Annotated in this window: 27 protein-coding genes and 1 tRNA gene; 13 read left to right on the forward strand and 15 right to left on the reverse strand. The window is 64.8% G+C overall.

The genetic code is table 11. The features are described from left to right. Window positions 1-136: 136 nt before the first annotated feature. Complete coding sequence (ppa, locus tag J2D77_RS06855) at window positions 137-664, reverse strand: inorganic diphosphatase (protein ID WP_207845504.1); 528 nt, start codon at window positions 662-664, stop codon at window positions 137-139. A 178-nt stretch (window positions 665-842) separates the two neighbouring features. Between ppa and J2D77_RS06860 the strand changes: the two genes are divergently transcribed. The 3 genes from J2D77_RS06860 (at window position 843) to J2D77_RS06870 (ending at window position 3205) form a co-directional block, all read left to right on the forward strand. Continuing rightward, window positions 843-916, forward strand: a tRNA-Ile gene (locus tag J2D77_RS06860). Window positions 917-976: 60 nt separating this feature from the next. After that, window positions 977-2656 (forward strand): energy-dependent translational throttle protein EttA, encoded by a 1680-nt coding sequence (ettA, locus tag J2D77_RS06865; RefSeq protein ID WP_207845505.1) that lies wholly within the window; start codon window positions 977-979, stop codon window positions 2654-2656. A 51-nt stretch (window positions 2657-2707) separates the two neighbouring features. Continuing rightward, window positions 2708-3205: a GNAT family N-acetyltransferase gene (locus J2D77_RS06870; protein ID WP_207845702.1), complete on the forward strand. Its 498-nt coding sequence runs from the start codon at window positions 2708-2710 to the stop codon at window positions 3203-3205. 32 nt (window positions 3206-3237) lie between these two features. Here the strand turns inward: J2D77_RS06870 and J2D77_RS06875 are convergent, their stop codons facing one another. Further along, window positions 3238-3933, reverse strand: coding sequence for a VIT1/CCC1 transporter family protein (locus J2D77_RS06875; protein ID WP_207845506.1), 696 nt, complete (start codon window positions 3931-3933; stop codon window positions 3238-3240). A gap of 152 nt (window positions 3934-4085) precedes the next feature. Between J2D77_RS06875 and J2D77_RS06880 the strand changes: the two genes are divergently transcribed. Then, window positions 4086-4244, forward strand: coding sequence for a hypothetical protein (locus tag J2D77_RS06880; protein ID WP_207845507.1), 159 nt, complete (start codon window positions 4086-4088; stop codon window positions 4242-4244). A 417-nt stretch (window positions 4245-4661) separates the two neighbouring features. On the opposite strand, the gene J2D77_RS06885 is transcribed toward J2D77_RS06880, so the two are convergent. From J2D77_RS06885 to queA, 7 genes are all read right to left on the reverse strand, one after another. After that, window positions 4662-5294, reverse strand: coding sequence for an MlaC/ttg2D family ABC transporter substrate-binding protein (locus tag J2D77_RS06885; RefSeq protein ID WP_207845508.1), 633 nt, complete (start codon window positions 5292-5294; stop codon window positions 4662-4664). 25 nt (window positions 5295-5319) lie between these two features. Continuing rightward, a complete protein-coding gene (locus J2D77_RS06890) occupies window positions 5320-6153 on the reverse strand; it encodes an MlaA family lipoprotein (RefSeq protein WP_207845509.1) in 834 nt (277 codons plus the stop codon). A 343-nt stretch (window positions 6154-6496) separates the two neighbouring features. Next, the gene (locus J2D77_RS06895; RefSeq protein ID WP_207845510.1) at window positions 6497-7324 is read right to left on the reverse strand and encodes a TerB family tellurite resistance protein; all 828 of its coding nucleotides are present in this window, start codon (window positions 7322-7324) and stop codon (window positions 6497-6499) included. Between the two features lie 48 nt (window positions 7325-7372). After that, complete coding sequence (locus J2D77_RS17240; RefSeq protein ID WP_207845511.1) at window positions 7373-7699, reverse strand: ribbon-helix-helix domain-containing protein; 327 nt, start codon at window positions 7697-7699, stop codon at window positions 7373-7375. 72 nt (window positions 7700-7771) lie between these two features. Next, entirely contained in the window at window positions 7772-8896 is a 1125-nt protein-coding gene (queG, locus tag J2D77_RS06905) for a tRNA epoxyqueuosine(34) reductase QueG (protein WP_207845512.1), read from the reverse strand. Window positions 8897-9043: 147 nt separating this feature from the next. Continuing rightward, window positions 9044-10204 carry a tRNA guanosine(34) transglycosylase Tgt gene (tgt, locus tag J2D77_RS06910; RefSeq protein ID WP_207845513.1) on the reverse strand — a complete coding sequence of 387 codons (1161 nt, stop codon included), beginning with the start codon at window positions 10202-10204 and terminating at the stop codon, window positions 9044-9046. Continuing rightward, window positions 10201-11277 (reverse strand): tRNA preQ1(34) S-adenosylmethionine ribosyltransferase-isomerase QueA, encoded by a 1077-nt coding sequence (gene queA / locus J2D77_RS06915; RefSeq protein WP_207845514.1) that lies wholly within the window; start codon window positions 11275-11277, stop codon window positions 10201-10203. The genes tgt and queA overlap by 4 nt, the downstream gene beginning before the upstream one ends. A 285-nt stretch (window positions 11278-11562) precedes the next feature. Between queA and J2D77_RS06920 the strand changes: the two genes are divergently transcribed. Together J2D77_RS06920 and J2D77_RS06925 are read left to right on the forward strand one after the other, a co-directional pair. Then, window positions 11563-11775: a hypothetical protein gene (locus tag J2D77_RS06920; RefSeq protein ID WP_207845515.1), complete on the forward strand. Its 213-nt coding sequence runs from the start codon at window positions 11563-11565 to the stop codon at window positions 11773-11775. 13 nt (window positions 11776-11788) lie between these two features. Next, entirely contained in the window at window positions 11789-12283 is a 495-nt protein-coding gene (locus J2D77_RS06925) for a kinase inhibitor (protein ID WP_207845516.1), read from the forward strand. 157 nt (window positions 12284-12440) lie between these two features. On the opposite strand, the gene J2D77_RS06930 is transcribed toward J2D77_RS06925, so the two are convergent. From J2D77_RS06930 to J2D77_RS06950, 5 genes are all read right to left on the reverse strand, one after another. Next, window positions 12441-13190 (reverse strand): methylenetetrahydrofolate reductase, encoded by a 750-nt coding sequence (locus tag J2D77_RS06930; protein ID WP_207845517.1) that lies wholly within the window; start codon window positions 13188-13190, stop codon window positions 12441-12443. Continuing rightward, the gene (locus J2D77_RS06935; RefSeq protein ID WP_207845518.1) at window positions 13187-14110 is read right to left on the reverse strand and encodes a bifunctional methylenetetrahydrofolate dehydrogenase/methenyltetrahydrofolate cyclohydrolase; all 924 of its coding nucleotides are present in this window, start codon (window positions 14108-14110) and stop codon (window positions 13187-13189) included. Before J2D77_RS06935 ends, J2D77_RS06930 begins: the two co-directional genes overlap by 4 nt. 111 nt (window positions 14111-14221) lie before the next feature. Further along, window positions 14222-15382: a GNAT family N-acetyltransferase gene (locus J2D77_RS06940; protein WP_207845519.1), complete on the reverse strand. Its 1161-nt coding sequence runs from the start codon at window positions 15380-15382 to the stop codon at window positions 14222-14224. Window positions 15383-15439: 57 nt separating this feature from the next. After that, window positions 15440-15904, reverse strand: coding sequence for a RidA family protein (locus J2D77_RS06945; protein WP_207845703.1), 465 nt, complete (start codon window positions 15902-15904; stop codon window positions 15440-15442). A 63-nt stretch (window positions 15905-15967) separates the two neighbouring features. Then, window positions 15968-17509 carry a TSCPD domain-containing protein gene (locus J2D77_RS06950; RefSeq protein WP_207845520.1) on the reverse strand — a complete coding sequence of 514 codons (1542 nt, stop codon included), beginning with the start codon at window positions 17507-17509 and terminating at the stop codon, window positions 15968-15970. A 186-nt stretch (window positions 17510-17695) separates the two neighbouring features. Here J2D77_RS06950 and J2D77_RS06955 point away from each other — a divergent pair, with 186 nt between their 5' ends. The 7 genes from J2D77_RS06955 (at window position 17696) to J2D77_RS06985 (ending at window position 24635) form a co-directional block, all read left to right on the forward strand. Continuing rightward, entirely contained in the window at window positions 17696-18064 is a 369-nt protein-coding gene (locus J2D77_RS06955) for an NADH:ubiquinone oxidoreductase subunit NDUFA12 (protein WP_207845521.1), read from the forward strand. 55 nt (window positions 18065-18119) lie between these two features. Then, the gene (gene mlaD / locus J2D77_RS06960; RefSeq protein WP_207845522.1) at window positions 18120-18668 is read left to right on the forward strand and encodes an outer membrane lipid asymmetry maintenance protein MlaD; all 549 of its coding nucleotides are present in this window, start codon (window positions 18120-18122) and stop codon (window positions 18666-18668) included. A 79-nt stretch (window positions 18669-18747) separates the two neighbouring features. Continuing rightward, on the forward strand, window positions 18748-18960 hold the full coding sequence (locus tag J2D77_RS06965) for a hypothetical protein (RefSeq protein ID WP_207845523.1): 213 nt from the start codon (window positions 18748-18750) through the stop codon (window positions 18958-18960). Further along, a complete protein-coding gene (locus J2D77_RS06970; RefSeq protein WP_230975558.1) occupies window positions 18957-19883 on the forward strand; it encodes a DUF2155 domain-containing protein in 927 nt (308 codons plus the stop codon). Before J2D77_RS06965 ends, J2D77_RS06970 begins: the two co-directional genes overlap by 4 nt. 314 nt (window positions 19884-20197) lie before the next feature. Next, complete coding sequence (gene otsB / locus J2D77_RS06975) at window positions 20198-20938, forward strand: trehalose-phosphatase (protein WP_207845524.1); 741 nt, start codon at window positions 20198-20200, stop codon at window positions 20936-20938. A 3-nt stretch (window positions 20939-20941) separates the two neighbouring features. Beyond that, window positions 20942-21439, forward strand: coding sequence for a disulfide bond formation protein B (locus J2D77_RS06980; protein WP_207845525.1), 498 nt, complete (start codon window positions 20942-20944; stop codon window positions 21437-21439). 211 nt (window positions 21440-21650) lie between these two features. Continuing rightward, complete coding sequence (locus J2D77_RS06985) at window positions 21651-24635, forward strand: glycosyltransferase (protein ID WP_407927084.1); 2985 nt, start codon at window positions 21651-21653, stop codon at window positions 24633-24635. Here J2D77_RS06985 and J2D77_RS06990 read toward each other — a convergent pair. Further along, entirely contained in the window at window positions 24630-25145 is a 516-nt protein-coding gene (locus J2D77_RS06990; protein ID WP_230975559.1) for an NUDIX hydrolase, read from the reverse strand. The genes J2D77_RS06985 and J2D77_RS06990 overlap by 6 nt on opposite strands. Window positions 25146-25256: the final 111 nt, after the last annotated feature.

Here is a 25256-nt window from a genome sequence, read left to right on the forward strand (position 1 = left end):
TGGCAACAGGGTTCTGAGAAAAAAATGAGCCATCGGGTTTTTCCGGCAGGCAGGGGCCATAAACCCGCCATGGCCGGGGGGTGCGACCGGGCGGCGGGGGCCGGAACTGGCCCGCCTGCCGCCCTGCCGTAGCCGTTTACTTGCCTTTGGCGGCTTCAAGCGCCTTGAGAATGAAGGCGCCCGCTTCTTCCTTGGTGCCCCAGCCCGTCACCTTCACCCATTTGCCGGCTTCAAGATCCTTGTAGCGGGTAAAGAAGTGCTCGATCGCCTTGACGGTGATCTCGGGCAGGTCGGCCACCGTCTGCACCTTGGTGTATTCGGGGTGGACCTTGTCATGCGGCACGCAGATGATCTTTTCGTCCTGGCCGGATTCGTCTTCCATCTTCAGCACGCCGATGGGCCGCGCGCGGATCACGCAGCCGGGCACCACGTTGGTGGGGGTCAGCACCAGGGCATCCGTCGGGTCGCCATCGGCGGCCAGCGTGTTGGGAATGAAGCCATACGCGGTCGGGTAGGCCATGGGCGTGAACAGGAAACGGTCCACGACCAGCGCGCCGCTCTCCTTGTCGATTTCATATTTGACCGAAGAACCCTGCGGAATTTCAATCACGACATTGATGTCAGAGGGCACATCCTTGCCGGGGGAGATTTTCGAGACGTCCATGAATGCGGTTCCGTGCATGAGAATTGCAATGCAGCCGACCCTATCGGGCTGTCCGCCACTTGCCAAGAGCGAGAGCAGGGGCCACATTCAGGCAACTGCGCAAAGCGGGCCAAGGCGGATTTTCCTGCTCAAGGCCCTTGCCAAACGGCGCTGGTTGCGTAATCAGGAAACCGCCTGCGCGCCCGTAGCTCAATTGGTTAGAGCGGGCCGCTCATAACGGCTTGGTTGCGGGTTCAAGTCCTGCCGGGCGCAGGCGCTCCTGTCGCATCGCGCGGCGGTTCTCATGTTCATCTGCATACGGGGCTCATCATCATGGCATCCTATCAATACGTCTATGTGATGAAGGACGTGACCAAGTCCTATCCCGGCGGGCGCGAACTCTTCAAAGGCATTACGCTGTCCTTCCTGCCCGGGGCCAAGATCGGCATCCTGGGTGTGAACGGTGCGGGTAAATCCACCCTGCTCAAGATCATGGCGGGGCTGGACAAGGAATACGGGGGCGAAGCCTGGGCCGCGGAAGGCGTGCGTGTGGGCTACCTGGAGCAGGAACCCAAGCTCGACCCCAAGCTGACCGTGGGCGAGAACGTCGCCCTGGGCTTTGGCGAACTGAAGAAGGCCGTGGATCGTTTCAACGAAATTTCCGCGCGTTTCGCTGAACCCATGGACGATGACGAAATGAACGCCCTGCTGGCCGAACAGGCCGAATTGCAGGAAAAGATCGACGCGGGCGACGGCTGGGAACTGGACCGCAAGCTCGAGATCGCGCTGGACGCCCTGCGCTGCCCGCCGGCCGACAGCCCCGTGGACAAGCTTTCGGGCGGGGAACGCCGCCGGGTGGCCCTGTGCCGCCTGCTGCTGGAAAAGCCCGACCTGCTGCTGCTTGACGAACCGACCAACCATCTCGATGCGGAAAGTGTCGCCTGGCTGGAAAAGACTCTGCACGACTACAATGGCACCGTCATGGTCATTACCCATGACCGCTACTTCCTCGACAACGTGACCAACTGGATTCTTGAAATCGAGCGCGGGCGCGGTATTCCGTTCGAAGGCAATTATTCCGCCTGGCTGGAACAGAAGCGCAAGCGTCTTGCCCAGGAGGAAAAGGAAGAGAGCGCACGCCAGCGCGCCCTTGCCGCCGAGCAGGAATGGATCCAGGCCAGCCCCAAGGCCCGCCAGACCAAGAGCAAGGCCCGTATCGCCAAATACGAGGAAATGCTGGCCGCCAGTGCCGACAGGGCGGGCGGTGTGGCCGATATCGTCATTCCGCCCGGCCCACGCCTGGGTGGCACCGTGATCGAGGCCGATCATCTGACCAAGGGTTTTGGCGACCACCTGCTGATCGACAACCTGAACTTCAAGCTGCCGCCGGGCGGCATCGTGGGTGTGATCGGGCCGAATGGTGCCGGTAAATCCACGCTGTTCAAGATGATCATCGGCCAGGAAAAGCCCGATGCCGGTGAACTCAAGATCGGCGAGACCGTCAAGCTTGGCTATGTCGATCAGTCGCGTGACGATCTGGACCCCGACAAGACCGTGTGGGAAGAAATTTCCGGCGGCACGGATGTCATCTATCTGGGCAAGCGGGCCGTGCCCTCACGCGCCTATGTGGGGGCGTTCAACTTCAAGGGGTCCGACCAGCAGAAAAAGGTCGGACTGTTGTCGGGCGGTGAGCGCAACCGCGTGCACCTGGCCAAGATGCTGCGCCAGGAAAGCAATGTGATCCTGCTTGACGAACCGACCAACGACCTGGACGTGGACACGCTGCGCGCCCTTGAAGACGCCTTGGCCGAATTCGCGGGCTGCGCTGTCGTGATCTCGCATGACCGCTGGTTCCTCGACCGTCTGGCAACGCATATCCTTGCCTTTGAAGGTGATTCCCACGTCGAGTGGTTTGAGGGTAACTTCCAGGCCTATGAGGAAGACAAGCGCCGCCGCCTTGGCCCCGACGCCACGGAGCCCAGCCGCATCCACTACAAGCCGCTCGCCCGCTAACACGCGCAAGGCCGGGGCTGCATCTGCCGCCCTTGGTCCCGGGGGCTGATGGTGGACCTGCGTTCCCTGCGAACCCCGCGGCTTGTGCTCCAGCCCGTCACCTGGCGGGATATGGAGGACATGGTCCGGCTCAAGGCCGATAGCGGGGCCTTCGGGCGCATGCTGGGCGGGGTCTGCACCCGCCAGCAGGCCGAACGCGACATGGCCGATGACATCGCTTTCTGGGCGTGCCACCGGGTGGGTATTTTTACCATCCGGGAAAATGGCCGGTTCGTCGGCATGACCGGCATTCATGACCGGCCGGACGGGCGGGGCTTTGCGCTACGCTTCGCGCTGTTCCCCTGGGCCAGCGGGCGTGGCCTGGCGCGCGAGGCGGCCAGTGCGGCACTCAATTTCGCGCATGATGCGGGGCTGCGCAAGGTGCTGGCGGTGGCGGCGGAAAACAACATGGCTTCGCGCACCATTCTGGGTGGCATTGGCATGCATGTCAGCGACACCTTCATACGCAACGGCCAGACCATGATGGTCTATGAAAGCGACCGCCCCTAGCCTGCACTCTGCCCGTCCAGCGCGGGGGCGCGTCACACCCCGAACACGCGGCCGATCCCGCTTGTGACAAGCATGGCGATGACACCCCAGAACGTCACCCGCACCGCGGGCCGTAAAGGTGGCGCACCACCGGCAATGGCCCCCACGACGCCCAGAATGCAAAGGGCTGCGACGGATGTCAGGGAAACAGCCCACGAAACCCAGGCCTCGGGCGTGAGAACCGCCGCCATCACGGGCAGCAGCGCGCCGGATGAAAAGGCCGTGGCCGAGGCAAACGCCGCCTGAAGGGGCCTTGCCTCCATCGCCTCGGACAGGCCCAGTTCGTCACGGGCATGCGCACCCAGGGCGTCATGGTTCATGAGTTCGATCGCGACCTTGTGGGCCAGATCTTCGCTCAACCCTCTCTGGCGGTAAATTCCCGCCAGTTCGGCTACCTCGCCATCCCAATGCGTGGCCAGTTCCTGTTTTTCGCGGGCAAGATCGGCCTTTTCTGAATCGGCCTGGGAACTGACGGAAACATATTCGCCCGCCGCCATCGACAGGGCCCCGGCCACCAAGGCCGACAGACCCGCGATCAGGATACTGCCACGCGTCGCATGTGAACTGGCGACCCCGACAATAAGACTGCCGGTGGACAGCGTGCCGTCATTGGCACCCAGAACAGCCGCGCGCAGCCACCCCAGTTTTTCGACGACATGGCGTTCGGCCAGAGGGTGAAGGCGTGACATAAATAACCCATTCCTTTCGATAACTATACCGCAGGACTAGGGGCTGGCGCATTCTGCTACAATAGATATTTTTATTTCGAAATTGAGAATTATTTTCATTATTACTACTGCTATCATACCTTCTGTTCTGTTCAGCTTCGTGTCAGGAAAGCATGATACGCAATCAGATTGCCCTGCTGCGTTTTGGCCCAAGCAGGCAGGCCCGCCCACCAACGCGCACGACCGGCAGCCCCACCCCGACAGGGCAGTTCTTCATCCGCTCCGGGGTAACGGGCATGCTTGCGGCAGTCCCGCCAGCTACGGCTGCGTAGCGGAGAAAAGACATTCATTATCATAGGGTTGTTGGACCTCTGCCAGCCGGAAGTCCGCACGCCGCAGTCAGGATATGTCCTGATATCCGCCGCCCGGCCAACAGCCGGGGATTTCGCATTTCCTGTTTTTATGGTCCGCAGGTGTCGCAGAGGGCGGCGCTATGGTGATCCCGTCGTTACGTGGCCAGAACGCATGGCTGGCACCCGCAAGCACGACGGCTCATGCCGCCGCCGCTGACTTTGCAAGCGGCGGCCAGGCCGATTCGGAATGTCGGGATAAAATGCCGCACGGATTATTCCCTGCACGCCGCCACGGGCAGGCCGGATTACATGCCCGGGATCACAGGGCGGGGAAAGGCACCCGGACGAACCCTGCTCCTGTTTTTGTTGCTGCCTGGCTGTCGTCGTCTGGGGCGTTCAGTCAGTGGAGGTAGCGGCTGCCGTATGGGCTGCGACCTGCTTTTTCAGCGCCTTGATCAGGCTTGCCACATCGCCCCCATTGCGCCCCACATAGGCTTCGTAATCGCCGCGCTGGGTCATGCGCAGGCTGGCACCTTCCCCGACCATGTCCACCACCTTGGGCGCGCCGCTTTCATAGCTGACGATCCATTTCACGTCGGCGGGGGGCTGCTGCGGCAGCACAAGTGTCGTCTGCACCGCGTCCAGATCCCCTGACTTGCTGACATCGCCGATCGTGAAGGTGACGCCGCGATAGGCACCCAGCTTGTCGATGATGGTGTTGACCAGCACGTCATGGAACAGGGAAAGATAGGTCTGGCGCTGTTCGGGGGTGGCCAGTTTCCAGTAACGGCCCATGCAGAAGCGACCGATGGCGTCGATATCCACGTTCTGCTGCACCAAAGGCAGGATTTTCACCTTTTTCTCACCCAGGGGAATGGGGCTGTTCACGATGCTGACCAGCGTGTTCCCGAAGGTCTGGATAAAGGTCCTGGGGTCTTGTGCGGCGCGCGCCGGCATGGAAACCAGCAAGCCCGCGCATGCCAGGGCCAGGGAACCCAGAACGATACGTCGGCCAGCTTGAAAAATCATGGTGCGCTACCTTGTCTTGTTGTTGTTACTGGTACCAGGCGGGCACGGTGGCGCGATGGTCGTTCTTCAGGGCTTCGGCCTGTGCCTTGCGCTGCTGCTGGTACGCACTGCGGATGGTGGCATAAGGATCAAGGGCGTCGCGCTCCAGCGCGTCCAGGTCGTCAAGGTGTTCGGACCGGCCATGCACGACGCCGAACATGTTATACGCCCAGTTGAAGCTGATCAAACCATAGCCGCGTGGCACATAGTTCCACGGCGACAATCCCTGATCAATCCCGTAGCCGATTCCATCCCGGAAGGAAGACGGCCCCATGGGCAGGAACAGGTACGGGCCGGAGGAAATGCCCCAGTTGGCCAGGGTCAGCCCCGCATCGTTGTCGTGGTGCGGGTAGCCCGCCATCTTGGCTACATCGATCAGCCCGCCAATGCCCACGGTCATGTTCAGGCACCAGCGCACGAACGCATCCCCCGCGCGGCGCGGCTTACCGGCCCCCACGTCGTTAAAGAACACGGAAGGTTCGTTCATGGTGGTGATCATGTTGCCCAGCGAATTGCGCACAGGGCGCGGCACGGTCCACACATAGGCCTTGGCCACGGGGCGCAGCGCCCATTTGTCGAACTTCATGGTCAGGTTGAAGGTCTTGCGGTTCAGCGGCTCATACGGATCGTTCGCGGCCTTGTATTCAGCCAGCGAGTCCGGGTCCGTGGGAACAGGGGCCTTGATCCCGCTGCATCCCGCGACGCTGAGAAAGACCAGGGCGAGGCCCGCTTTGCCCATACGGAAGCGGCATGATGCCGAGGAACCCTCCCGCGTCTGACCGCGAGGGCGGAGCCGCGAGCCGTTCCGTCCTGAAATCATAGTCACCGTCGCCTTTGTTCTGTGCGCTTGCATGGTCCGTTCCTGCCGGACGGGCCTGTTTCAACTTTCTTGTGTAGCATGAGACGCGTGGCACGCAATGGCAGGGCTTCCCTGCATGAAAGGCAACGGCGGAAAACCGGGGCTGCAAGGGTGGTTTCATGCGCCCGGGGCAGGATTTTTGTCAGTCCTGTTGCCTGAAAGTCGCTTTTGGTGGCGGCGTGGGCCGGGTGCGCGAGACTCCACAAGCCGCCTGCGCGCCATCCGGCCCTGGGCGGGGCTGCACTAAAACCCGCAAGGCAGGAGGGGTTCAGCCCTTCGTCCCCACGCTCCCGTGTAAGGGCCGCTACAGGCCGCGATCGCGCTTGATGATATCCCACGCGGCGTTGATGCGGGAGATGCGGATGGAAGCGGTGCGGATTTCCTCCGCACTGGCCGCGCGGGCGGCCATGACATCGGGGTGGTACTGGCGCACGAGCTTTTTCCAGTGCGTGCGCAGTTCCTCGTTGGTGAGCGTGGCGCTCACGCCCAGGATGGAATAGGCGTCTTCTTCCCCCATGGCGGGGCGGGCGCGGCCCTGTTCCACCCGTTCCCACGCCCCGCGCCCCAGCCCGAACAGCGCATGCACGCGTTTGAGAAAACGCAGCTCTTCCGGGGCAAGGGGTTCATCCCCCGCCAGGTCGGCGCGGGCGATGGCGAAAAGAATACCCATCAGTTCTTCAAGCGGCTGCTTGTCATCGCCATAGGCCTTGCCCAGTTCGCGGGCGAAGGCTTCGTAATCGTCCGTGCGCTGGCGGGCCATGTCGAACAGGCGGCCGATATCGCGCATGTTCTCCTGCGGAACCTGCACACGCGCCTTGAACACGTTGATTTCGCGCCGGTTGACCGGGGCGTCGCACTTGGCCAGCTTCGCACTCAGGATCACGCAGCTCAGCCCGTAGAGCTGCTCTTTCTTCCCGAAGGCCGCCGCCAGCTTGGCTGCCACGAACGTGGCCGCGCCGTTGGGGTCGGGCCTTGCACGGGCCGACCACCGGTCGCTCCACCCGCCGGTAGGGGGCTGGAGCAGCTTGCCCGTATCGGCCGCGTGCCCCAGTGCGGTGCCCATGACAGCGCCGATCGGGCCGCCCATGGCAAAACCGCTTACCCCGCCAAAAATCTTGCCCCAGATCGCCATACGATCCTTCTACCATGTTCCGCCCGCCACCCCCAAGAGGGCAGTGCGTCAGGCCAGGGTATCGGTGCGGGTCTGCTCCGCTTTCCGGCCCGTATTCTGCGCATGCGCCGGGCTGCCATCCGGGCCTGCTGGCCGGGGGGCCGTCGCCTGTTCCCCGATCTGGGCGCGCAGCCATTCCAGCGCATGCACCCGCAGGGCCGAAGCCAGGGATTGTTCAGGCGCGCGCCGTGCATCGACCTGCGTGACAATCTGCGCCAGGGGCAGGGCGCTGCGGGCCGCCAGCAGTTCCAGCACGGACCAGAACTCCCGCTCCAGGGCGACACTGGTGTCATGCCCGGCCAGGACAAGGCTGCGTTTTTTCAGATGCGCGCTCACGCGTTGTGTCCCATGCCTTTGGCGTTATTCCCGCTCATGCCCATTCGGGCCCCAAACATGTCAGGGGGCTGTTCATGGGGGCAAGTATGGCGGCGTTTGGCGCAGGCGTGCAACGGCCCAGCGCGCGGCGTCGGCCACCACCGCGTCCGGGTCGGCCAGCAGGGGGATGGCATGGGGCAGGAGATGGGGCAGGCCGGAATTGCCCATGGCGATCAGCACATTGCGCACGAAGCGGTTGCGCCCGATCCGCTTGATGGGAGAGCCCGAGAACAGGGTACGAAACCCTGCGTCATCAAGGGCTGCCAGCATGGCAAGGTCGGGGGCGACCAGTTCCGGCCGGGGCTGGAGCTTAACTTCGCGCGCGCTGTGTGCGAATCGGTTCCACGGGCAGACGGCCAGGCAGTCGTCGCACCCGTAGATACGCGTGCCAATGGCCGGGCGCAGGTCTTCGGGAATGGGGCCTGCATGCTCGATGGTCAGGTAGGAAATGCAGCGCCGCGCATCCATGCGGTAGGGGGCGGGGAAGGCCCCCGTGGGGCAGGCCTCCAGGCAGCGGGTGCAACTGCCGCACCCCCCGCCTGACGGGGGTGATGGAGCAAGGTCGAGCGTGGTATAGATCTCGCCCAGGAACAGCCAGCTTCCCTGCTGGCGTGACACCAGGTTGGTGTGCTTGCCCTGCCAGCCAAGCCCCGCCTGGGCCGCCAAAGGTTTTTCCGCCACCGGGGCGGTATCCACGAACACCTTGACATCGGGCGGGGTGTCCCCGGCAGCACCTGCGCGCGGGCGGCCTTCGCGCACCATGAACTGGGCCAGATGCTTGAGCATGCCCTTGAGCACATCGTGGTAGTCCCGGTTGCGGGCATAGACCGAGATATTGCCGCAATCGGGGCGCGCAAGCGTTGCCAGCGCATCGCCTTGCGGGGCGTAGGACAGGCCGAGTGCCACCACGCTGCGTGCCTGTGGCCACAGGGCCGTAGGCTGGCTGCGTTGATCTGCGCGTTCAGCCAGCCAGCCCATATCGCCGTGATAGCCGCGGGCCAGGAAATCGGCCAGGCGCATGCGGGTATCCGGTCCCAGATGGGCCGCGCAGAAGCCCACCGCGTCAAACCCGAGTGCCAAGGCCTTGTCGCGGATTTTCTGCGTCAGCCGGGCCGCGGGGTGGGGTGTTACGCCTGCCGCTGGCGCAAGACCGGTCACGGCCGGAGGCCCGATGGGAGAGCGCGGCGCCCGGTGCCGGAAAGTCCAGTCGCTCCTGGCCCCGTGCCGGCCGAACTGGCGGCAGGTGAGCGCGTAACGGCAGGCCCGCCAGCCCCGCCAGCCCCGTGAACAGGCTGGTGGTCCAGGTCAGGCAACGGGGGGAATGGCGGGTTGCTCCATTTCATCTTCTGTCCAGTCACTGGCCTGCCATTGCGCGCGCAGCGTGTCGGCCAGCGCGTTCAACCGGCCCTGGCCGATGGCGTCGCGGATCTGGCGCATGAGGCGTTGGTAATAGGCAATATTATGCCATGTCAGCAGCATGGGGCCGAGAATTTCATTGGCCCGGAACAGATGGTGCAGATAAGCGCGGCTGTGGCGCGTGCAGGCCAGGCAGTCGCAATGGGGGGAAATGGGGCGCGCATCGGTCGCGTGGCGGGCGTTGCGCAGGTTCAGCGTGCCGCGTTCGGTATAGGCACGGGCGGTGCGGCCCGCGCGCGTGGGCATGACGCAGTCGAACATGTCCACCCCGCGCTGCACGCTGCCCAGCAGGTCGTCTGGCGTGCCGACACCCATCAGGTAACGGGGGCTGTCCTGGGGCATCAGCGGGGTTGTAGCGTCCAGGGTCGCGAACATCAGTTCCTGCCCTTCGCCCACCGCCAGACCGCCTATGGCATAGCCCTCGAAACCGATTTCGGTCAGGGCGCGCACGCTTTCGGCCCGCAATTCGGGCTCCGTCCCGCCCTGCACGATGCCGAACTGGCCATAGCCTTCGCGCGCAACGTAAGCCTGGCGCGACCGCGCGGCCCAGCGCATGGACAGGCGCATGGACGCGGCAATGGCCTCGGGCGGGGCGGGCAGGGCCGGGCATTCGTCGAAACACATGGTGATGGTGGCATCGAGCATGTGCTGGATTTCGGTCGAGCTTTCGGGTGTGAGCCGATGTTCCGACCCGTCGATATGCGAGCGGAAGGTGACGCCATCCTGGTCCAGCCGGCGCAAAGCCCCCAGCGACATGACCTGGAACCCGCCCGAATCGGTCAGGATCGGGCCCGGCCAGTCCATGAAGCGGTGCAGCCCGCCCAGGGCGCGCACCCGTTCCGCGCCGGGGCGCAGCATCAGGTGGTAGGTATTGCCCAGCACAATGCCCGCCCCCGTGGCGCGCACCGCGTCCATGGTCATGGCCTTGACGGTGCCAACCGTGCCCACGGGCATGAAGGTGGGGGTGGGCACGGGGCCGTGGGCGGTATGCAGCATGCCCGCGCGGGCCGCGCCATCCGTGCTTTCGCAGGTCCAGGCAAAACGGGTCATGGGGTGGCTTTCGCGTGGGGGACAAGGGGGGCGGCGCAGCGCAGCAGGCAGGCATCCCCGTAGGAATAGAAACGGTAGCCATGCGTTACGGCATGGGCATAGACCGCGCGCGCGCGCTCCACCCCGGCAAAGGCCGAAACCAGCATGAACAGGGTGGAGCGGGGCAGGTGGAAGTTGGTCATGAGCAGGTCCACCGCCCGGAACCGGTAGCCCGGGCGGATGAAAATGGCGGTGCTGCCATCGAACGGGTGAACGATGCCGTGCTCGTCCGCCGCACTTTCCAAAAGCCGCAACGTGGTGGTGCCAATGGCGATGATACGCCCCCCCGCCCGGCGCACAGCATTGATGCGCTCAGCCGTTTCGGCGGTGATGATACCGCGTTCGGAATGCATGCGGTGGCGGCTGATATCCTCTTCCCGTACGGGCAGGAACGTGCCTGCCCCTACATGCAGGGTCAGCGTGCAGCGCGCAGTCCCCGTAGCGTCTATGGCCTCAAGCAGCGCGGGGGTGAAATGCAGCCCGGCGGTGGGGGCTGCCACAGCGCCCTTGGTGTGTTCGAAAATGGTCGCGTAATCGCGGCTGTCCTGCGCCGTGGGGCCTTGCGGGCGATGAATGTAAGGGGGCAGGGCCAGCACGCCCGCATCCTGCAGGAACGTATCGAAGGCATCGCCCTCGGCACTGAAGCAGAGCACGCCAGCCCCCCCTTCTTCCAGCGCCTGTACCTGTGCGGTCTGGGCGGTGTTGAGGAAGGTCAGCGTATCTCCCACCTTCAGCCGGCGGGCGTTGCGGATGAGCACATGCCACGATCCGTCGGGGCGGATCTGGTCCAGCGTGATCCCTATTCTGGCCTCGCCCCGCATGGCGTGAAGCTGCGCGCGCAGGACGGCGGTGTTGTTGGCCACCAGCAGGTCCCCCTTGCCCAGCAGGGCGGGCAGGTCGCCCACATGGCGGTCCGTCAGGCGGGCGGGATCTGTCGCATCGAGCAGGCGGGCGGATTCGCGCGGGCGGGCCGGTTCCTGGGCGATCAGGTTTTCGGGCAGGTGAAAATCGAAATCTTCTGTGCGGTCGCTCATGATGGGGCCGGGTTTACGCAATCGCCCGCGCGAACGCCAGAGGAAAGCCAAGGCGCGAGGCCCATGCGCCCCAAGGTGCTACCGTGCGATTTCAAACGGGTAGCCCGATGCGGGCATAGGGAGCACAGGACAGGGGCCCCCTGACAGGCCCCCCAAAAAGGGAATGCAGGACAGGGCACGCAAGACAGGGGTTGAAGAGTGCGGCCGCCCGCGCCAGTCTGCCCCGGAACAGGCCGCGTTATTGCGTGGTGCAAAGATAATGACTGACCAGCAAGGAGATCATCCATGTCCTACGCCCTGCTTGATGCGGCCCGTGTGGCCAAAGCCGCCGGTGTTTCCCTGAGTGTGCTTAAAACATCGGGTGAAACGTCTGAAGCGCATGTGCGTAAGGTTGTCATGATCGAACGGATCGAAGCCCTGGCCAAGGCAGCCGCTGATTCCACCCAGGGTGTGACCCTGACATCGGAGGAATTCTGGCTGATAAGCCGCAACTGGTAAGGAACCACGCGTCATGGCGTTTACGCTGACAAGCCCCGCTTTCATCACGGGCGATGTCCTGCCCCAGGCCCAGGTCTATAACGGCATGGGCCAGAGCGGGCAGAACCTTTCACCCGCCCTGACGTGGAAAGGTGCGCCCGAGGGCACCAAAAGCTTTGTCGTGACTGTATACGACCCCGACGCGCCCACGGGGTCGGGCTGGTGGCACTGGGTGGTGGTGAATATTCCCCCCAACGTTACCACCCTGCCAGAAGGAGCGGGCTCGGGCCGGGGCGGAATGCCCGAAGGGGCCTTGCAGATCCGCACCGATTTCGGCGTGCCGGGCTATGGCGGGGCTGCACCTCCACCGGGCCGGGTGCATCGCTATGTGTTCACGGTCTATGCGCTGGATGTGCCCAAGCTTGAAGCGAGTGCGGATTCCAGCCCGGCTCTGGTCGGTTTCATGGTGCATCACCACCAACTGGCCGCAGCCAGCCTGACAGCACTTTATGGTGGCCCCGCGAAGTAAGTGATATAAATCAGGGGGGCGGCAGGCCGGTTTTTCCAGTCCCCGAATCCCGCCCGCCCTGATTGAATAACGAACGGTTTTCCAAAGGGCGACCGCCCTTTGATGGGTCAAGGGCAAAGCCCTTGATAGCCCCTTCTCCCCTGCCCGATGCGGCCGATCAGCCCAGAAGTTCAGCCAGGGCCGGCAGGTAGTGTTCAAGCTTGATGCGCACGGGCATGAGATACGCACTGCCCCCATCCTTGCCGAGTTCGCGCAGGACGGTTGCGGCAAAGGTGATGTTGGCTGCAAGCGTGGGCGAGAAATCGCGCGGGAAGACGACATGGTTCGTCGTTTCCCAATAGGAGCGTGAACGTGGGCCGATCACGGGGGAAAGTCCCCAGAACACGGTTTCCCCCGCCAGCCATTCGCGGCACAGGTCGAACAGCTTGAGATCGAAGACCGGCTGGGTGAAAAACCCTGTGGCTCCGGCCTCCTTTTTACGGGCGACGTCTTCAAGCTCCTGCCAGGGGGCGCGGCGATAGGGGTCGAAGGCCGCGTAAATGCGCAGATGCGGTGCTTCCCGCCGGTAGCGGCGGATAATGCTTTCCGTGCTGTTGGGGTAGGTGCGGCGCGACAGATCGGCCGGGGGGTCCCCATGCACGATCAGGATTTCGCTCAGCCCCGGCTGCTCGGCGCCGGGCAGCGGCGCATCGGGGGCGATGTCGATTGCGCGGATATGGGGAATGACCTGGCCGAACAGCGGTCGGGTCAGGGCTGCCGCATCCCAACTGCGCAGGGGAAAGCGCATGAGATCGGGAATGTTGAGCGTATCGGCAAGGGGGAAATGCGCTTTGACAAGGGCGACATCCTCCACCAGCGCTTCGGCCGAGCGGGGGATAAGCTCGACGGAAAGGCGTGCGATGCTCACGCGCCTGCGCCTTCCACCTGCATGCGGGCGGCGGCCAGGGTGTTGTTGAGCAGGCAGGCAATGGTCATGGGCCCGACACCGCCGGGCACGGGGGTAATGCGGCCGGCCACCTTCACGGCCTCGTCGAACGCCACGTCGCCCACCAGCCGGCTCTTGCCCTCCGGCGTCTGCATGCGGGTAATGCCGACATCGATCACCGTGGCCCCGGGTTTGATCCAGTCGCCCCGCACCAGTTCGCGGCTGCCTGTCGCCACTACAAGAATATCCGCCTCCCGCGCCAGGGCGGCGGTGTCGCGCGTGTGGATATGGGCGATGGAGACCGTGCAGCCTTCGGCCAGCAGCAGCAGGGCCAGCGGCTTGCCCACAAGGTTGGAACAGCCGATGACCACCGCGTGCAGGCCGGTCATGTCGCCAAGCTGGTCGCGCAGCAGCATCAGGCAGCCCAGCGGCGTGCAGGGCACGATTCCGGGCTGGTTCACGGCCAGCCGCCCGGCATTGACCACGCCCAGCCCGTCCACGTCCTTTTCGGGCAGGATAGCGTTGGTCACGCGGCCCGCATCCAGCCCGCCGGGCAGGGGAAGCTGCACAAGGATGCCGTGAATTTCGGGGTCCTTGTTCAGGCGTTCGACCAGGTTCAGCAGTTCCTGTTCCGACGTGCTTTCAGGCAGCATGTGCATGAAGGAGCGCATGCCCGCATGGTGGGTCTGGATGGCCTTGTTGCGCACATAGACCTCGCTCGCCGGATCGTTGCCGACCAGAACCACCGCAAGCCCCGGGGTTATGCCGTGCCGGGCGCGGAAATCCTGCACGTCCTGGCGGATTGTCTGGCGCAGGGCGGTGGCGAAGGCCTTGCCGTCGATCAGGCTGGCCCTGTGGTCGGATGGGAGGGGGGAGGGGGTGCTGCTCATCGGTCCTGTCATGCGTCGCGTATGGGGTTACGCCGTAATGGGGTGGGGCATACGCAAAAAAACGGCATACGGCAATGACAGGTGCGGCTTGCCGCCATTTTTCGGCCCCAGGCGGGGGTAGGGTCAGCCCTTATCATCGTCCTGGGCATGTCGGTAAGGAGAAAGTTCGGCCAGGGCCTGGGCTTCGGCCATGATCGCGGTGCGTTCGGCGTTCAGGAAGTCCGCCACGGCGCTGCGCAGGCCGGGGTTTTCCAGCCAGTGGGCGGAATGGGTCAGCACCGGCAGGTAGCCGCGCTGGATCTTGTGCTCGCCCTGGGCCCCGGCCTCCACCCGCTTGAGGCCACGGGCAATGGCGAAGTCGATGGCGCGGTAGTAGCACAGTTCAAAATGCAGGAAGGGCCAGTCGCCGCGGCAGCCCCAGTTCCGGCCGAAAAGCGTGTCGCGGCCCAGAAAGTTCAGCGCGGCGGCCACGGGGGTTTCGCCGTCGCGGGCCAGCATCAGCACCACCTTGTCCCCCAGCCGTTCGGACAGCAGGGGAAAGAAGTCCGGGCTCAGATAGGCGCTGCCCCATTTGCGGTCGATCGTATCCTGGTAGAAGCTGTAGAACGCCTGCCAGTCCGCCGGGGTGATCTCTGCCCCGCAGAGCGTGTGAAAGGTCAGGCCCTGGGCGTTGGCGTCGCGCCGTTCGCGCCGCACGCTCTTGCGCTTGCGCGAAGACAGGGCGGCCAGGAAGTCGTCGAACGTGGCGTAGCCCTGGTTTTCCCAATGATATTGCAGGCCAAGGCGGGGCAGCCAGCCCTGTTCGGCCAGCAAGGTGCTCTCGCTTTCGGGGCAGAAGGTCACATGGGCCGATGAAAGCCCCGTATCGGCACAGATCTGGCGCAGCCCCTGGGCCAGGACCGCACCGGCTTCAGGCGGGGCGTTGGGGTGGACCAGCAGGCGCGGCCCCGTGGCGGGGGTGAACGGGACAGCAACCTGGAGCTTGGGGTAATACCGCCCGCCCGCTGCCTCGTAAGCGCGGGCCCAGCCATGGTCGAACACATATTCGCCCCAGGAATGGCCCTTGATATAGGCCGGGCAGACGGCGGCCAGGCTGCCATCGGGGGCTTGCAGGCGCACATGCCGGGGCAGCCAGCCGGTTTTCTGGCTGACCGACTGGCTGTCTTCCAGCGCGCTGAGGAAATCATGGCTGACGAAGGGGTTGTCATCTCCCGCACAGGCCGCCCATTCCGCCGCGGGAATGGCGTGGATCGTGTCGTGGAGCGTTACGGACCAGTCAGCCATGCGGGTTTTCTCCCCAGGTCAGGAGTCTGGGTCAGGACTCTGGCGGGATTGCGGTGTTCAGGCGATTTCGAAAAGCCCTTCCACTTCCACAGGCGCGTCCAGCGGCAGGGACGGCACGCCCACGGTCGAGCGCGCGTGGCGTCCCGCATCACCGAATATGGCCACCGACAGGTCCGAGGCCCCGTTCATGACCGCGGCATGGGCGGTAAAGTCGGGCGTGCAGGCAATGAACCCGCCCAGACGCACGACGCGCCTGACCCGGGACAGGTCACCCACGGCGGCTTTGACCTGGGCCACGAGGTTGATCATGCTGTAGCGCGCGGCCTCCGTCGCCACATCGACCGCGACATCGGCCCCCAGCTTGCCGGTGGCGAACAGCTTGCCCGCCACAAGCGGCAACTGGCCGGACACGACCAGCGTGTTGCCGGTCTGCACGCAGGCCACGTAATTGGCCACGGGCGATGCGGGCGTGGGCAGTTCGATACCAAGGGCCGCCAGGCGGGATTCAGGGGTGCTCATCAGGCTGTCTTTCCTTTTTGCTCATGCGCCCCATGCGGCGGGCCGCAACCCCCGGTGTCCCTGGTACTAGCTGACAAGCCGCAGGGCGCGTCTCTTGCGTTCCGAAGGGGTATCATCCTCACCGGGCAGGTCAAGCGGCAGAAGCGGGTCCGGGTCGGTCTGCGGGTCCTGGCTGGGGCCGTCGGGCAGGCGCTTGCCCAGATACGCATCCGACAGGGCGCGAAACGCGTAATCCAGCATGGACGTGGCGTAGGAGGCCACGGGGTCGCCCTCTACCGTGCCGGCGGGGCCGAAGCAGGAATAGGCGAAGTTTTCCACAAAGGCATCCAGGGGTGCCCCGTATTGCAGGCCGATGCTTACCGCCTCGCCCAGGCTTTCCATCAGCCCGCGTACCATGGGGCTTTCACGCGTGGGGGTCAGGGACAGTTCACCCAGCGTGCCATCTTCATATTCACCCGTGCGCATGAACAGCCGGTGGCCGCCGATGGTGGTTTTCTGGGTAAAGCCGCCATGCCGCGCGGGCAGGGTGCGGCGCATGCCGCGTTCCAGCCTGTGGCGCGCCGGGGCTGCCATGGTTTCGGGCCGGGCGGGCATGCGATCCACAAAGCCGGTCAGCGCCCGGTACATGGCCAGATGCGCGCCCGGTCCGGGCTGGGGCAGCACATCTTCGCCCGCCAGGGCTGCCGCCAGGGCCGCATCCACCGTAAAGCCGCGTATTTCCAGCCGCTGGCGGGTGCTGGCGGCCAGACGGCCATCGGGGCGCAGCAGGGAAAATACCGGAGCCAGGCCGCAGGCTTCCACGCCCAGCAGCCCATCGACCGGGTTGGGGGTTGAAAAACCGGTCTCGATCGGGGCCACGGGAGTTTCGGTTTCCACCGCCGCTTCGTTCCAGACGGCGCGCAGGGTCTCCCCCAGGCCGGGCAGGACGGTGCGCACGGGCGGCAAAGGCAGGGCTTCGGGCCCGCGTCCAGCATGGGCGCTCAGCGTGGCCAGGGCCGCTATGGCGCAGGCGGCGGCGCGCCCGTCTTCGCTGTCGTAATCCAGCCCTACGCCAGCCAGGCAAGCGTCCAGATTGGTCAGCAGGATATGGCCCGCTACGGCCTGCGCTGGCATGGTGCCCTCAGCACCCGGGGCATTGTCCGCGGGGGCGAACAGGTCGGGCAAAGGCAGTTCACCATTGCGCTGGCTGGCCATGGTCAGGGCGGCTTCACGCAGGACCGAGCAGATCAGCTTGAGTGCCGCAACAAAAGTGCGCGCGGCGAACCCTTCCCCCGGCGAGACAAAGGCCGCAAGGTTGAGGACAAAGCCCGGCGGGCGGTCATACGCACCATGCCACACGGCCTCTGTCGGGGCGGCCTGGCTGCTCAGCAGCAGCCAGACGAGCGAGCGCGCGGTCGCGTTGTCGGGGGCGAGGGTCGCGATCCATTCGCCTGCCAGGGTGGGCAGGTCTATGGGGCCCTCTCCCGGCACGAGCTGGGCAAGGGCGGAGGCCGCCCCCGCGTCCCATTCCGCAGGCAGGGTGACGGCGCGCGCAGGCGCGTCGGGGTCGGCCGTGGTGTCCAGTGTGCTCATCAGCACACCGTCCCAATGGTGTCTGGCTGTTGTCATAAAGGCATGTTACCGCGCCGCTTCGGGCTGGCGGAACCCGTTTTCAGGCCCCGCAAGCCCGGTTATCACCCTGCATAATGAGGATATGGGGGATAACTTTTCCAACCCCCCTCTCGCGCACAGGTGATAGGGGCGCGCGCCATAAAACAATCGACGCCGGGCAGTGCGGAGTCCTATCATGAAGCCATGGCAAATTTCGGAACATGGCTGCATACGCGCCGCAAGGGACGGCTGATCGGCAAGGACGCCGATGGTCGCTGCTATTACGAGTCGACCGGCCCGGCCCGCCTTGGCGGCGGGGTGAAGCGGGCCGAGCGCTGGGTGATCTACCACAAGGGGGAAGATGCCTCCGCCGTGCCGCCGGAATGGTGGGGCTGGCTGCACCACACGCTGGATGCCCCGATCCCCGCCGAGGAACGCAAGCCCTGGCAGATCGCGCACCAGCCGAACATGACCGGAACGCCCCAGGCCTATCGCCCGCAGGGCAGCCTGTATGAAAAGGGCGAACACCCGCCCGCAACCGGGGATTACGAAGCCTGGACGCCGCAGACGTGATTTAGCGCGCATTCCCTGCTAGAAGACCTTATCTGACAGGGAGTACACGCAGCCCATGGCTTCAGCAATGGCGGAAAAATCACGGCGCAGTCTGGCGGAACTCCTGACCGGGGGTGCCGTCCTGTGCGGCCTGGCTGCCATGCTGGCCGCAACCGTTCTGAACGAAGGCCGCAAAAGCGATTCGGCTGGGTATCAGCTCAATGCCGATTTCGCGCATATAGACGGGCTCGATATCGGCTCCGATGTCCGGCTGGCCGGTGTGACTGTGGGCACGGTGGTGGCCGAGACCGTCAACCCCACGACATACAAGGCCCATGTCACCTTCACGGTCCGGCCCGATATCAAGCTGACGACGGATACGGCTGCGATCATTACCAGCGACAGCCTGCTGGGCGGCAAATATATCGCCCTCTCCCCCGGCGGGGATGACAAGATGCTCTCGCCCGGGGCCACGGTCACGCAGACCCAGGGTGCGATCAGCCTGGAACAGTTGCTGAGCAAGTTCATCTTCTCCGTAACGGATACGCTGACCCGCGCCAACAAATCCGCCCCGGATGGCAAGGCGGCTCCCGGTGGGGCTCCCGGCGGGGCGGACCTGCCCTGAAACAGACATAAACCTGCAACATCAGGTGTAGTCGGGTTGGATCAGTGTGGCGGGTTGGGCTATTTTGGTAAGGCAGAAGATGGAAACAGTGCGTATCTGGCCGCAGGACGATGGGCAGCCTGTCGCGTGCCAGGAAAAACTCCGTGTCCTGGAAGAAAACTGGCAGGAGTTGTCCGAGGTGCTGACAGACGCGTTCGACGACGCGATTCTGATGGGGGTGAACGAACAGGCCATGCGTGAACGGCTTGTGGCCCTTGTCCATTCCCTCCGTTCCCCGAAAGCCGACGCATGAAGGCCGGGCTGTTGCTGTCCCGGGGGTGCCGGGTTGGGGCGGTACTGGTCGGGCTGGGTGCCTCTGCCGGGGTATGGGCTGCCGACCTGCCGGGCGGGGTTCCCCCCGCGCCAAGTGGCGCTGCCCCTTCGGGGCCGGTCCTTGCCCCGCCGGCCAGCGTGGCACCCGGCAGCGCGCCCTATGCCGCGCCGGACAGCGCGGCCAGCATGTCGGGCTCCGTTTCCACCGGGGCTTCGGGCGGCACGCCGGTCGCACCCCCCGCCGCCTATCCCGCGCAGACATGGCAGGGCAAGACCGTGGCGGTGGTGCGCGTGCTCGACAAGCTGGACGCGCACGTGGATGTGCTGTCCGTCCCCCTCGGCACGCCGCTGCATTACAAGGCGCTCGATATTACCGCGCGCCGCTGCCTGCTGCGCCCGCCCACCCTGTCGCCCGACGCCGCCGCCTGGCTGGAGGTGCAGGACACCCACCCCAACGGCGTGGTGTTCAAGGGCTGGATGCTGGCTGCCGAACCCAGCTTGGGCGTATTCGAAAGCCCGGTTTACGACGTACGCATGGTGCGGTGCGAAGGGGCTGACACAGCCCCCGCCCTGCCGGAACTGCCCAAGCCGGTCGTCCCTGTTCTGGCACCGAGTTCGGCGCAGCCTATGCCGGGGGGCGGGCAGACCCTTCCCGCTCAGGCATTGCCCCTGCAGCCCCCTGTGCAGCCCTCTTCGGGGCAGGCCCCTTTCACCCAGCCGCCATCCACGCAGCTTCCCCCGGCGCAGGCACGCCCCCCGCAGGCACCTCCCTCGCAGGTGCTTTCCCCGCCGGGTTCGGCGCGCGGCGTTCCCGCCTTGCCGCCGCCTGTTCCCTATTCATCCCCCGGCCGCGCGCCCGCACAGGATGGTTCCAGCACGCCCGAAGCGGGGGGAGATTACTAACCCGCTCATGCCGTCTGTCAGGCGGGTGTCGTGGGGGGCTTGTGCGCGTGGCGTTACAGGCACTGACTTTGCGGGGAGCACGGTTTGCGCGGCCTCCACCCCTATCCGGGAGGGGGCCGGGGCCTGTGTGGGCCGGTAGCGGCCCGGTGCGCGATTGCACTTGTCGCGCCGGGGGGATAGGCGCATCGTCCCTGTATTGGAGAGGGCGCAGGCGACCGGGTTTTTCAGGCGTGGCGGCACATGCACAAGCCCGCGCTGCGGTCGCGAATGGCGCATGGCCATGGCAGGCCAGTATAAAGGCAGGAGAGTAAGGCGTGTTCGGTTTCCTTGAGGCAGAGAATTCCCGGTTTCAGAGCCCGCCGCTTAGCGAAGCGGCCTTTTTGCTGGATTTTGACGGCACTCTGGTCGATGCCACGCCCCTTTCGGATTCGGTAAGCGTTCCGCCCGACCTGCCGGGTGTTCTCACCCGCCTGCGCGCCGCCTGCGGGGATGCGCTGGCCGTGATCTCGCGCCGCCCCATCGCGCAGATCGACCAGTTTCTGGGCGATGCCCCTTTTGCCGTCGCGGGGGAGCACGGTGTGACCATCCGCCACAGGCCCGGCGGACCGGTGGAACACGCGGCCCTGCCGGTTCTGCCGCAGGTCTGGCTGACTCAGGCGCGCGATCTGGTGGCGACATTGCCCGGCACCCGCCTTGAACATGTGGCGGGTGGGCTGGTCCTGCATTACCGCGCCGCCCCTGAGGCCGCGCAGGCCCTGCATGCGGTGGCGTCGGGCTGGGTCAAGGATTCGAAAGGCGCTTTCCGTCTGGTGGCCGATAAAATGGCGTGGGAAATCCGCCCCAATGGCGTGGACAAGGGCTACGCCGTTGCCCTGCTGATGGAAAACGCGCCGTTTCTGGGCCGCAAGCCGGTCTATGTGGGGGATGACGCCACGGATGAAGACGGTGTGGAGGCCGCGCGCCGGCTGGGCGGCATGGGGCTTCGGATCGGGGCCGATTTCCCCACCCCGGCAGTTTTTCGGGCCTGGCTGGCTTACCTGGCCGACGGGCACTGAACCATGCGGCAACTGGCTGTTTTCATGGTTCTGGCGGCATGTGCCGCACTGGGTGTCGCCTGGTGGACGGAGCATGAACTGGGTATCATGCCGTGCGAACTCTGCCTGTGGGAACGCTGGCCCTGGCGCGGTGTGCTGGCCGTAGGGGCGGTGGCCGCCTTCCTGCCCGTGCGGTGGGGCAGGCGCGCGCTGTGGCTGTGTGCGCCCCTGCTGGTAGCCGGGATCGGCCTGTCCATCTGCCATGGCGGGGTGGAATGGGGGTGGTGGCCCAGCCCGCTGCCTGCCTGCCATGCCCCGCATATTTCCGGGCAGACCCTGGCCGAACGCCTGGCGTCCATGCCGCTCCTGCCGTCCAAGCCTTGTGACGCGCCAACCTATCTTATCCCCGGCCTGCCGGTTTCCATGACGGTCATGGGCGGTGTCTACGCCCTGTTCGTGCTGGTGATGCTAATACTCTCCCTTTACCGGCAGCAAAAGGAAAAGCGGCGTATTTTTCATTAGATCGTCGCGGATTGTTAGAGCCTGTTTCGAAAGCCACCAGCGGAGGGTTGGCGATGGATTTTCTGGTCTGAAAAGACCCGCTCAGACCGACCCGGCTGACTTTCGAAACAGTCTCTTAAGAGTCTTGTGCCATTTTCCATCCTTGAAAACACTGCGTGGCAGTACGGCCCGGCGGTAGCGCATCCCGCGCGCAGGGCCGAAGCCTTCGGGCATGACCGCCGCGGTCGGGGTGGTCTTTCAGGGTCTTGGCATGTCTGGTGGGATGACGAACGAAACAAGGGACTGGGCGGCGTTCGACCGGGACTGGTACGGTGCCAGGTATGGGGAAATACTGCGCCGCCTGGGTGTTGACGACCCTGCGGCGTATCACGGTTTTTATAAAGACCATGGTGTTGCGCTGCGGCATTCTCCCAACCCGTATTTTGACGAAGCCTGGTACCTGAGCCGCTACCCCGCCGTGGCCCGCGCGGTGGAGGACGGAAAATTCTGCTCCGGCTTCGATCATTACTGCCGCGCGGGGCTGGCCACCCATAACCCGCACTGGCTGTACAATGAAAATTTCTACCGCGCACGCCTGCGCGCCGCCACCGCGTCGGGGGCCACCAGCGCGGATGCCGACGGGTTCAGGAACGGCTACGATCATTATCTGCGGGTGGGCGATGCACAGTTTCTGAGCGGGTCATGGTTTTTCGACCCCATGGCCTATCTGGCAGGTGCGGGTGTGGCGCAGCGCGGCAGCACCCCATACGATCAGGCCCTGCGGACCGCCCCCGTGCCCGGTGCCAGCCAGCACCGGTTATCATGGTATTTCGACCCGGAATGGTACCTGCAAACCTACCCGGACGTGAAAGCCGCACTCCTGGCCGGGGAATGGCGTTCGGCGCTGCACCATTACCAGACCAATGACAATCCCGGCCAGTACAACCCCAATCCCTTTTTTTCCGAAGAATTCTACAGCCGCGTCAACCATGACGTGGTCGATGCGGTGGAGGACGGACGATTTCGGAATTTCTATGAACATTTCCTGATATTTGGCATGCATGAATTGCGCAGGCCCTGTGCCGACATCGACCTGGAGGTATATTACCGCAACGCCCATGTGCAGCACGAGGTCGAACGGGGGGACTACCATGATGCCTTCGCGCATTTTATCGCCCATGCGCGCAAGCCGGGGGCAGAGGTCTCGTTCCTGAAGGATAGCGAGCCCCTGGCCAAGAAAATCCATCTGGACATGTGCCGGATCAGGCTGCCGCTCCTGCTGGGGGGGGAGATCGATTTTTCCTGCGACAGTCCGGATCTGAGCGTGATCATGGTCGTGCATAATCTCTTTGCCATGACGCTGAACGCCCTGGCCTCGCTGCGGGCCAATTATAACGGTCCGTTGCAGGTCATTGTGGTGGATTCCGGCTCCACCGACAGTATCCGCCAGATCGAGCGGCATGTGCGCGGGCTGGACGTGGTGCGTTTTCCCGCCAATGTCGGCTTTCTTCTGGGGGCCAATGCGGGGCTTGAGAAAGTGCGCGCGGCTTTCACGCTTTATCTGAACAACGATACGGAGCTGATGCCCGGCGCCATAGGCCACGCGCTGGCCCGGCTGCGTAACGCCTGCACAACAGGTGCTGTAGGCGCAAAGCTTGTGCGCACGAACGGACTTTTGCAGGAGGCGGGCAGCATTATCTGGCGCGACGGGTCCGTGCAGGGTTATCTGCGCGACCAGTCCCCCGATACGCCGGAGGCAAATTTCGTGCGCTCGGTTGACTACTGTTCCGGCGCGTTCCTGATGGTGCGCACCGCCCCCTTGCGCCAGTTGGGGGGCTTCGACCCCGCCTATGCCCCTGCCTATTTCGAGGAAACGGATCTGTGCGTGCGCCTGCGCGAAGCGGGGTGGGACGTTGTGTACGATCCTGCGGTGGTGGTGCTGCATTATGAATATGGCACGTCAAGCTTTGTCAGCGGCGCGTCCATGATCGCGCGCAACAACGCACTGTTCCGCAGCCGGCACGCGGATTACCTGCGCAACAAGGCGTTCGCGAATACGCTTTTGCTGGCCCAGGCGCGTTCGGCAGACCGGCGGCAGAAGCATGTTCTGTTCATCGAGGACCGGCTGCCCTATCGTTTTCTGGGCTCGGGCTTTCCCCGCGCGAACGATATCGTGCATGCGCTGGCAGCCCTTGGGCACCATGTGACCCTCTACCCCGTTTTCCGCCCTACGGAAGGGCGCGAGGACATGCACGGCCATTTTCCCGACACGGTGGAGGTGATCTGGGATCGTGAATTGCCCGAGCTTGAAGAGTTCATAAAATCCCGCCCGGGTTATTATGACGCGGTATGGATTGCCCGCACCCATAATGCCGACCGGGTCGCACCCGTGCTGGTATCCTGTGCGCAGGCCCTGGCGGGCAGCCAGCTTGTGGTGGATACGGAAGCCGTGGCCGCCCCGCGCACGCATATGCACCGCGTGCTGAAGGGTGAGGGCGGGGAAAACACCGTGGCCGATATGCTGGAACAGGAATTCCGCCACCTGTTCATGGCGGAGAAAATCATTGCCGTAAACGAGAAGGAAGCCAGCATCATCCGCGCGCATGGTTTCGGGAATGTCTCTGTCCTTGGGCATATGCAGGCCCCGGCGGCAACGTCACCCGGGTGGGAGGAGCGGCGTGACCTGCTGTTCGTGGGGGCGGTGCATGACCCGCACGCGCCCAATCTGGACTCGCTGCTGTGGTTTGCTGAACATGTGCTGCCTTTGCTCGATGCCAGTCTGCCGCCCGATGTGCGTTTTACGATCTGCGGTTATCTGGACCGGCGGGTCGATCTGTCGGGGCTTGTGGCCCATCCGCGTGTGTCCCTGCTGGGGCGGGTGGAGGATATCGGCCCTGTTTACGCACGTCACCGGGTTTTTGTCGCCCCCACGCGCTTTGCCGCGGGCATTCCCTACAAGCTGCACGAAGCCGCAGCCCACGGCCTGCCCTGCGTTGCCTCCGCCCTGTTATGCGAGCAGATGGGCTGGAGAGCAGGGCAGGACATGCTCTGCGCCAGCGTGGCCGACCCCCAGGCCTTCGCGGATGCCATCACGCACCTGTATACCGGACAGGAACTGTGGGAGCATATCCGCAGCAACGCCCTGGCCCGGATCGCGCGTGAAAACGGGCCCGATCTCTACCGTGAAACAATAGCCGCCATACTGGGCTTTTCATAAACCTTGTGCGGGCGTACCATCGGGCCCGGGTTTTTCCTCCGTCATGATACGCTCCACCAGTTCCAGCAGGCGCGCACTGGCCTTGCTGCCCATCTGGCGGATGGCGTCATGGGTAAACCATTGTGCCTCCAGCGCGTCGTCCCCGGCCCGGAGCGTGGCCTGCCCGGTCTGCGGTTCGGCACAGCGTATGACGACAATCACGTAATGAAACGCCAGCGTCCCGTCGGGCGTGTGGTGCAGGCTGTCGAATACGCTGACGATGCGCGTGGCCCGGGCATGCAGCGCCGTTTCTTCCAGCAGTTCGCGCTGGGCGGCCGCGAACAGGGTCTCCCCTGCCTCCACCTTGCCGCCGGGAAACCCCCATAGCCCCGCATCCGGCGCCTTGGCCCGCCGGACCAGCAGAAAACTGTCATCGCGCCGCACGACGCTCAGCACGCCCAGACGCGGGGCGGGCGGTGGTGTTATCGGTGTCATGGCGCGCAGGATGCAGCGTGGCCAGGGGCGGGTCAATGGCGGGTCAATGGTGGGGCAATGGTGGGGCAATGGGATGGGTCAATCTGGGCGCGCAGCCCCATCCTGCGCCGTTGCCGTTTGCCACAAGGGGCTTGCGGCGTGTTTAAT

The sequence above is a fragment of the Acetobacter garciniae genome (assembly GCF_017377735.1).
In the GTDB taxonomy this organism is placed as follows: domain Bacteria; phylum Pseudomonadota; class Alphaproteobacteria; order Acetobacterales; family Acetobacteraceae; genus Acetobacter; species Acetobacter garciniae.

Coding starts and splice junctions, on each gene's coding strand:
- ppa (WP_207845504.1), bottom strand. CDS start 664: ATGGACGTCTCGAAAATCTCCCCCGGCAAGGATGTGCCCTCTGACATC.
- ettA (WP_207845505.1), top strand. CDS start 977: ATGGCATCCTATCAATACGTCTATGTGATGAAGGACGTGACCAAGTCC.
- J2D77_RS06875 (WP_207845506.1), bottom strand. CDS start 3,933: ATGTCACGCCTTCACCCTCTGGCCGAACGCCATGTCGTCGAAAAACTG.
- J2D77_RS06880 (WP_207845507.1), top strand. CDS start 4,086: ATGATACGCAATCAGATTGCCCTGCTGCGTTTTGGCCCAAGCAGGCAG.
- J2D77_RS06885 (WP_207845508.1), bottom strand. CDS start 5,294: ATGATTTTTCAAGCTGGCCGACGTATCGTTCTGGGTTCCCTGGCCCTG.
- J2D77_RS06890 (WP_207845509.1), bottom strand. CDS start 6,153: ATGATTTCAGGACGGAACGGCTCGCGGCTCCGCCCTCGCGGTCAGACG.
- J2D77_RS06895 (WP_207845510.1), bottom strand. CDS start 7,324: ATGGCGATCTGGGGCAAGATTTTTGGCGGGGTAAGCGGTTTTGCCATG.
- tgt (WP_207845513.1), bottom strand. CDS start 10,204: ATGACCCGTTTTGCCTGGACCTGCGAAAGCACGGATGGCGCGGCCCGC.
- queA (WP_207845514.1), bottom strand. CDS start 11,277: ATGAGCGACCGCACAGAAGATTTCGATTTTCACCTGCCCGAAAACCTG.
- J2D77_RS06920 (WP_207845515.1), top strand. CDS start 11,563: ATGTCCTACGCCCTGCTTGATGCGGCCCGTGTGGCCAAAGCCGCCGGT.
- J2D77_RS06925 (WP_207845516.1), top strand. CDS start 11,789: ATGGCGTTTACGCTGACAAGCCCCGCTTTCATCACGGGCGATGTCCTG.
- J2D77_RS06935 (WP_207845518.1), bottom strand. CDS start 14,110: ATGACAGGACCGATGAGCAGCACCCCCTCCCCCCTCCCATCCGACCAC.
- J2D77_RS06940 (WP_207845519.1), bottom strand. CDS start 15,382: ATGGCTGACTGGTCCGTAACGCTCCACGACACGATCCACGCCATTCCC.
- J2D77_RS06950 (WP_207845520.1), bottom strand. CDS start 17,509: ATGACAACAGCCAGACACCATTGGGACGGTGTGCTGATGAGCACACTG.
- J2D77_RS06955 (WP_207845521.1), top strand. CDS start 17,696: ATGGCAAATTTCGGAACATGGCTGCATACGCGCCGCAAGGGACGGCTG.
- mlaD (WP_207845522.1), top strand. CDS start 18,120: ATGGCTTCAGCAATGGCGGAAAAATCACGGCGCAGTCTGGCGGAACTC.
- J2D77_RS06965 (WP_207845523.1), top strand. CDS start 18,748: ATGGAAACAGTGCGTATCTGGCCGCAGGACGATGGGCAGCCTGTCGCG.
- J2D77_RS06970 (WP_230975558.1), top strand. CDS start 18,957: ATGAAGGCCGGGCTGTTGCTGTCCCGGGGGTGCCGGGTTGGGGCGGTA.
- J2D77_RS06980 (WP_207845525.1), top strand. CDS start 20,942: ATGCGGCAACTGGCTGTTTTCATGGTTCTGGCGGCATGTGCCGCACTG.
- J2D77_RS06985 (WP_407927084.1), top strand. CDS start 21,651: ATGACCGCCGCGGTCGGGGTGGTCTTTCAGGGTCTTGGCATGTCTGGT.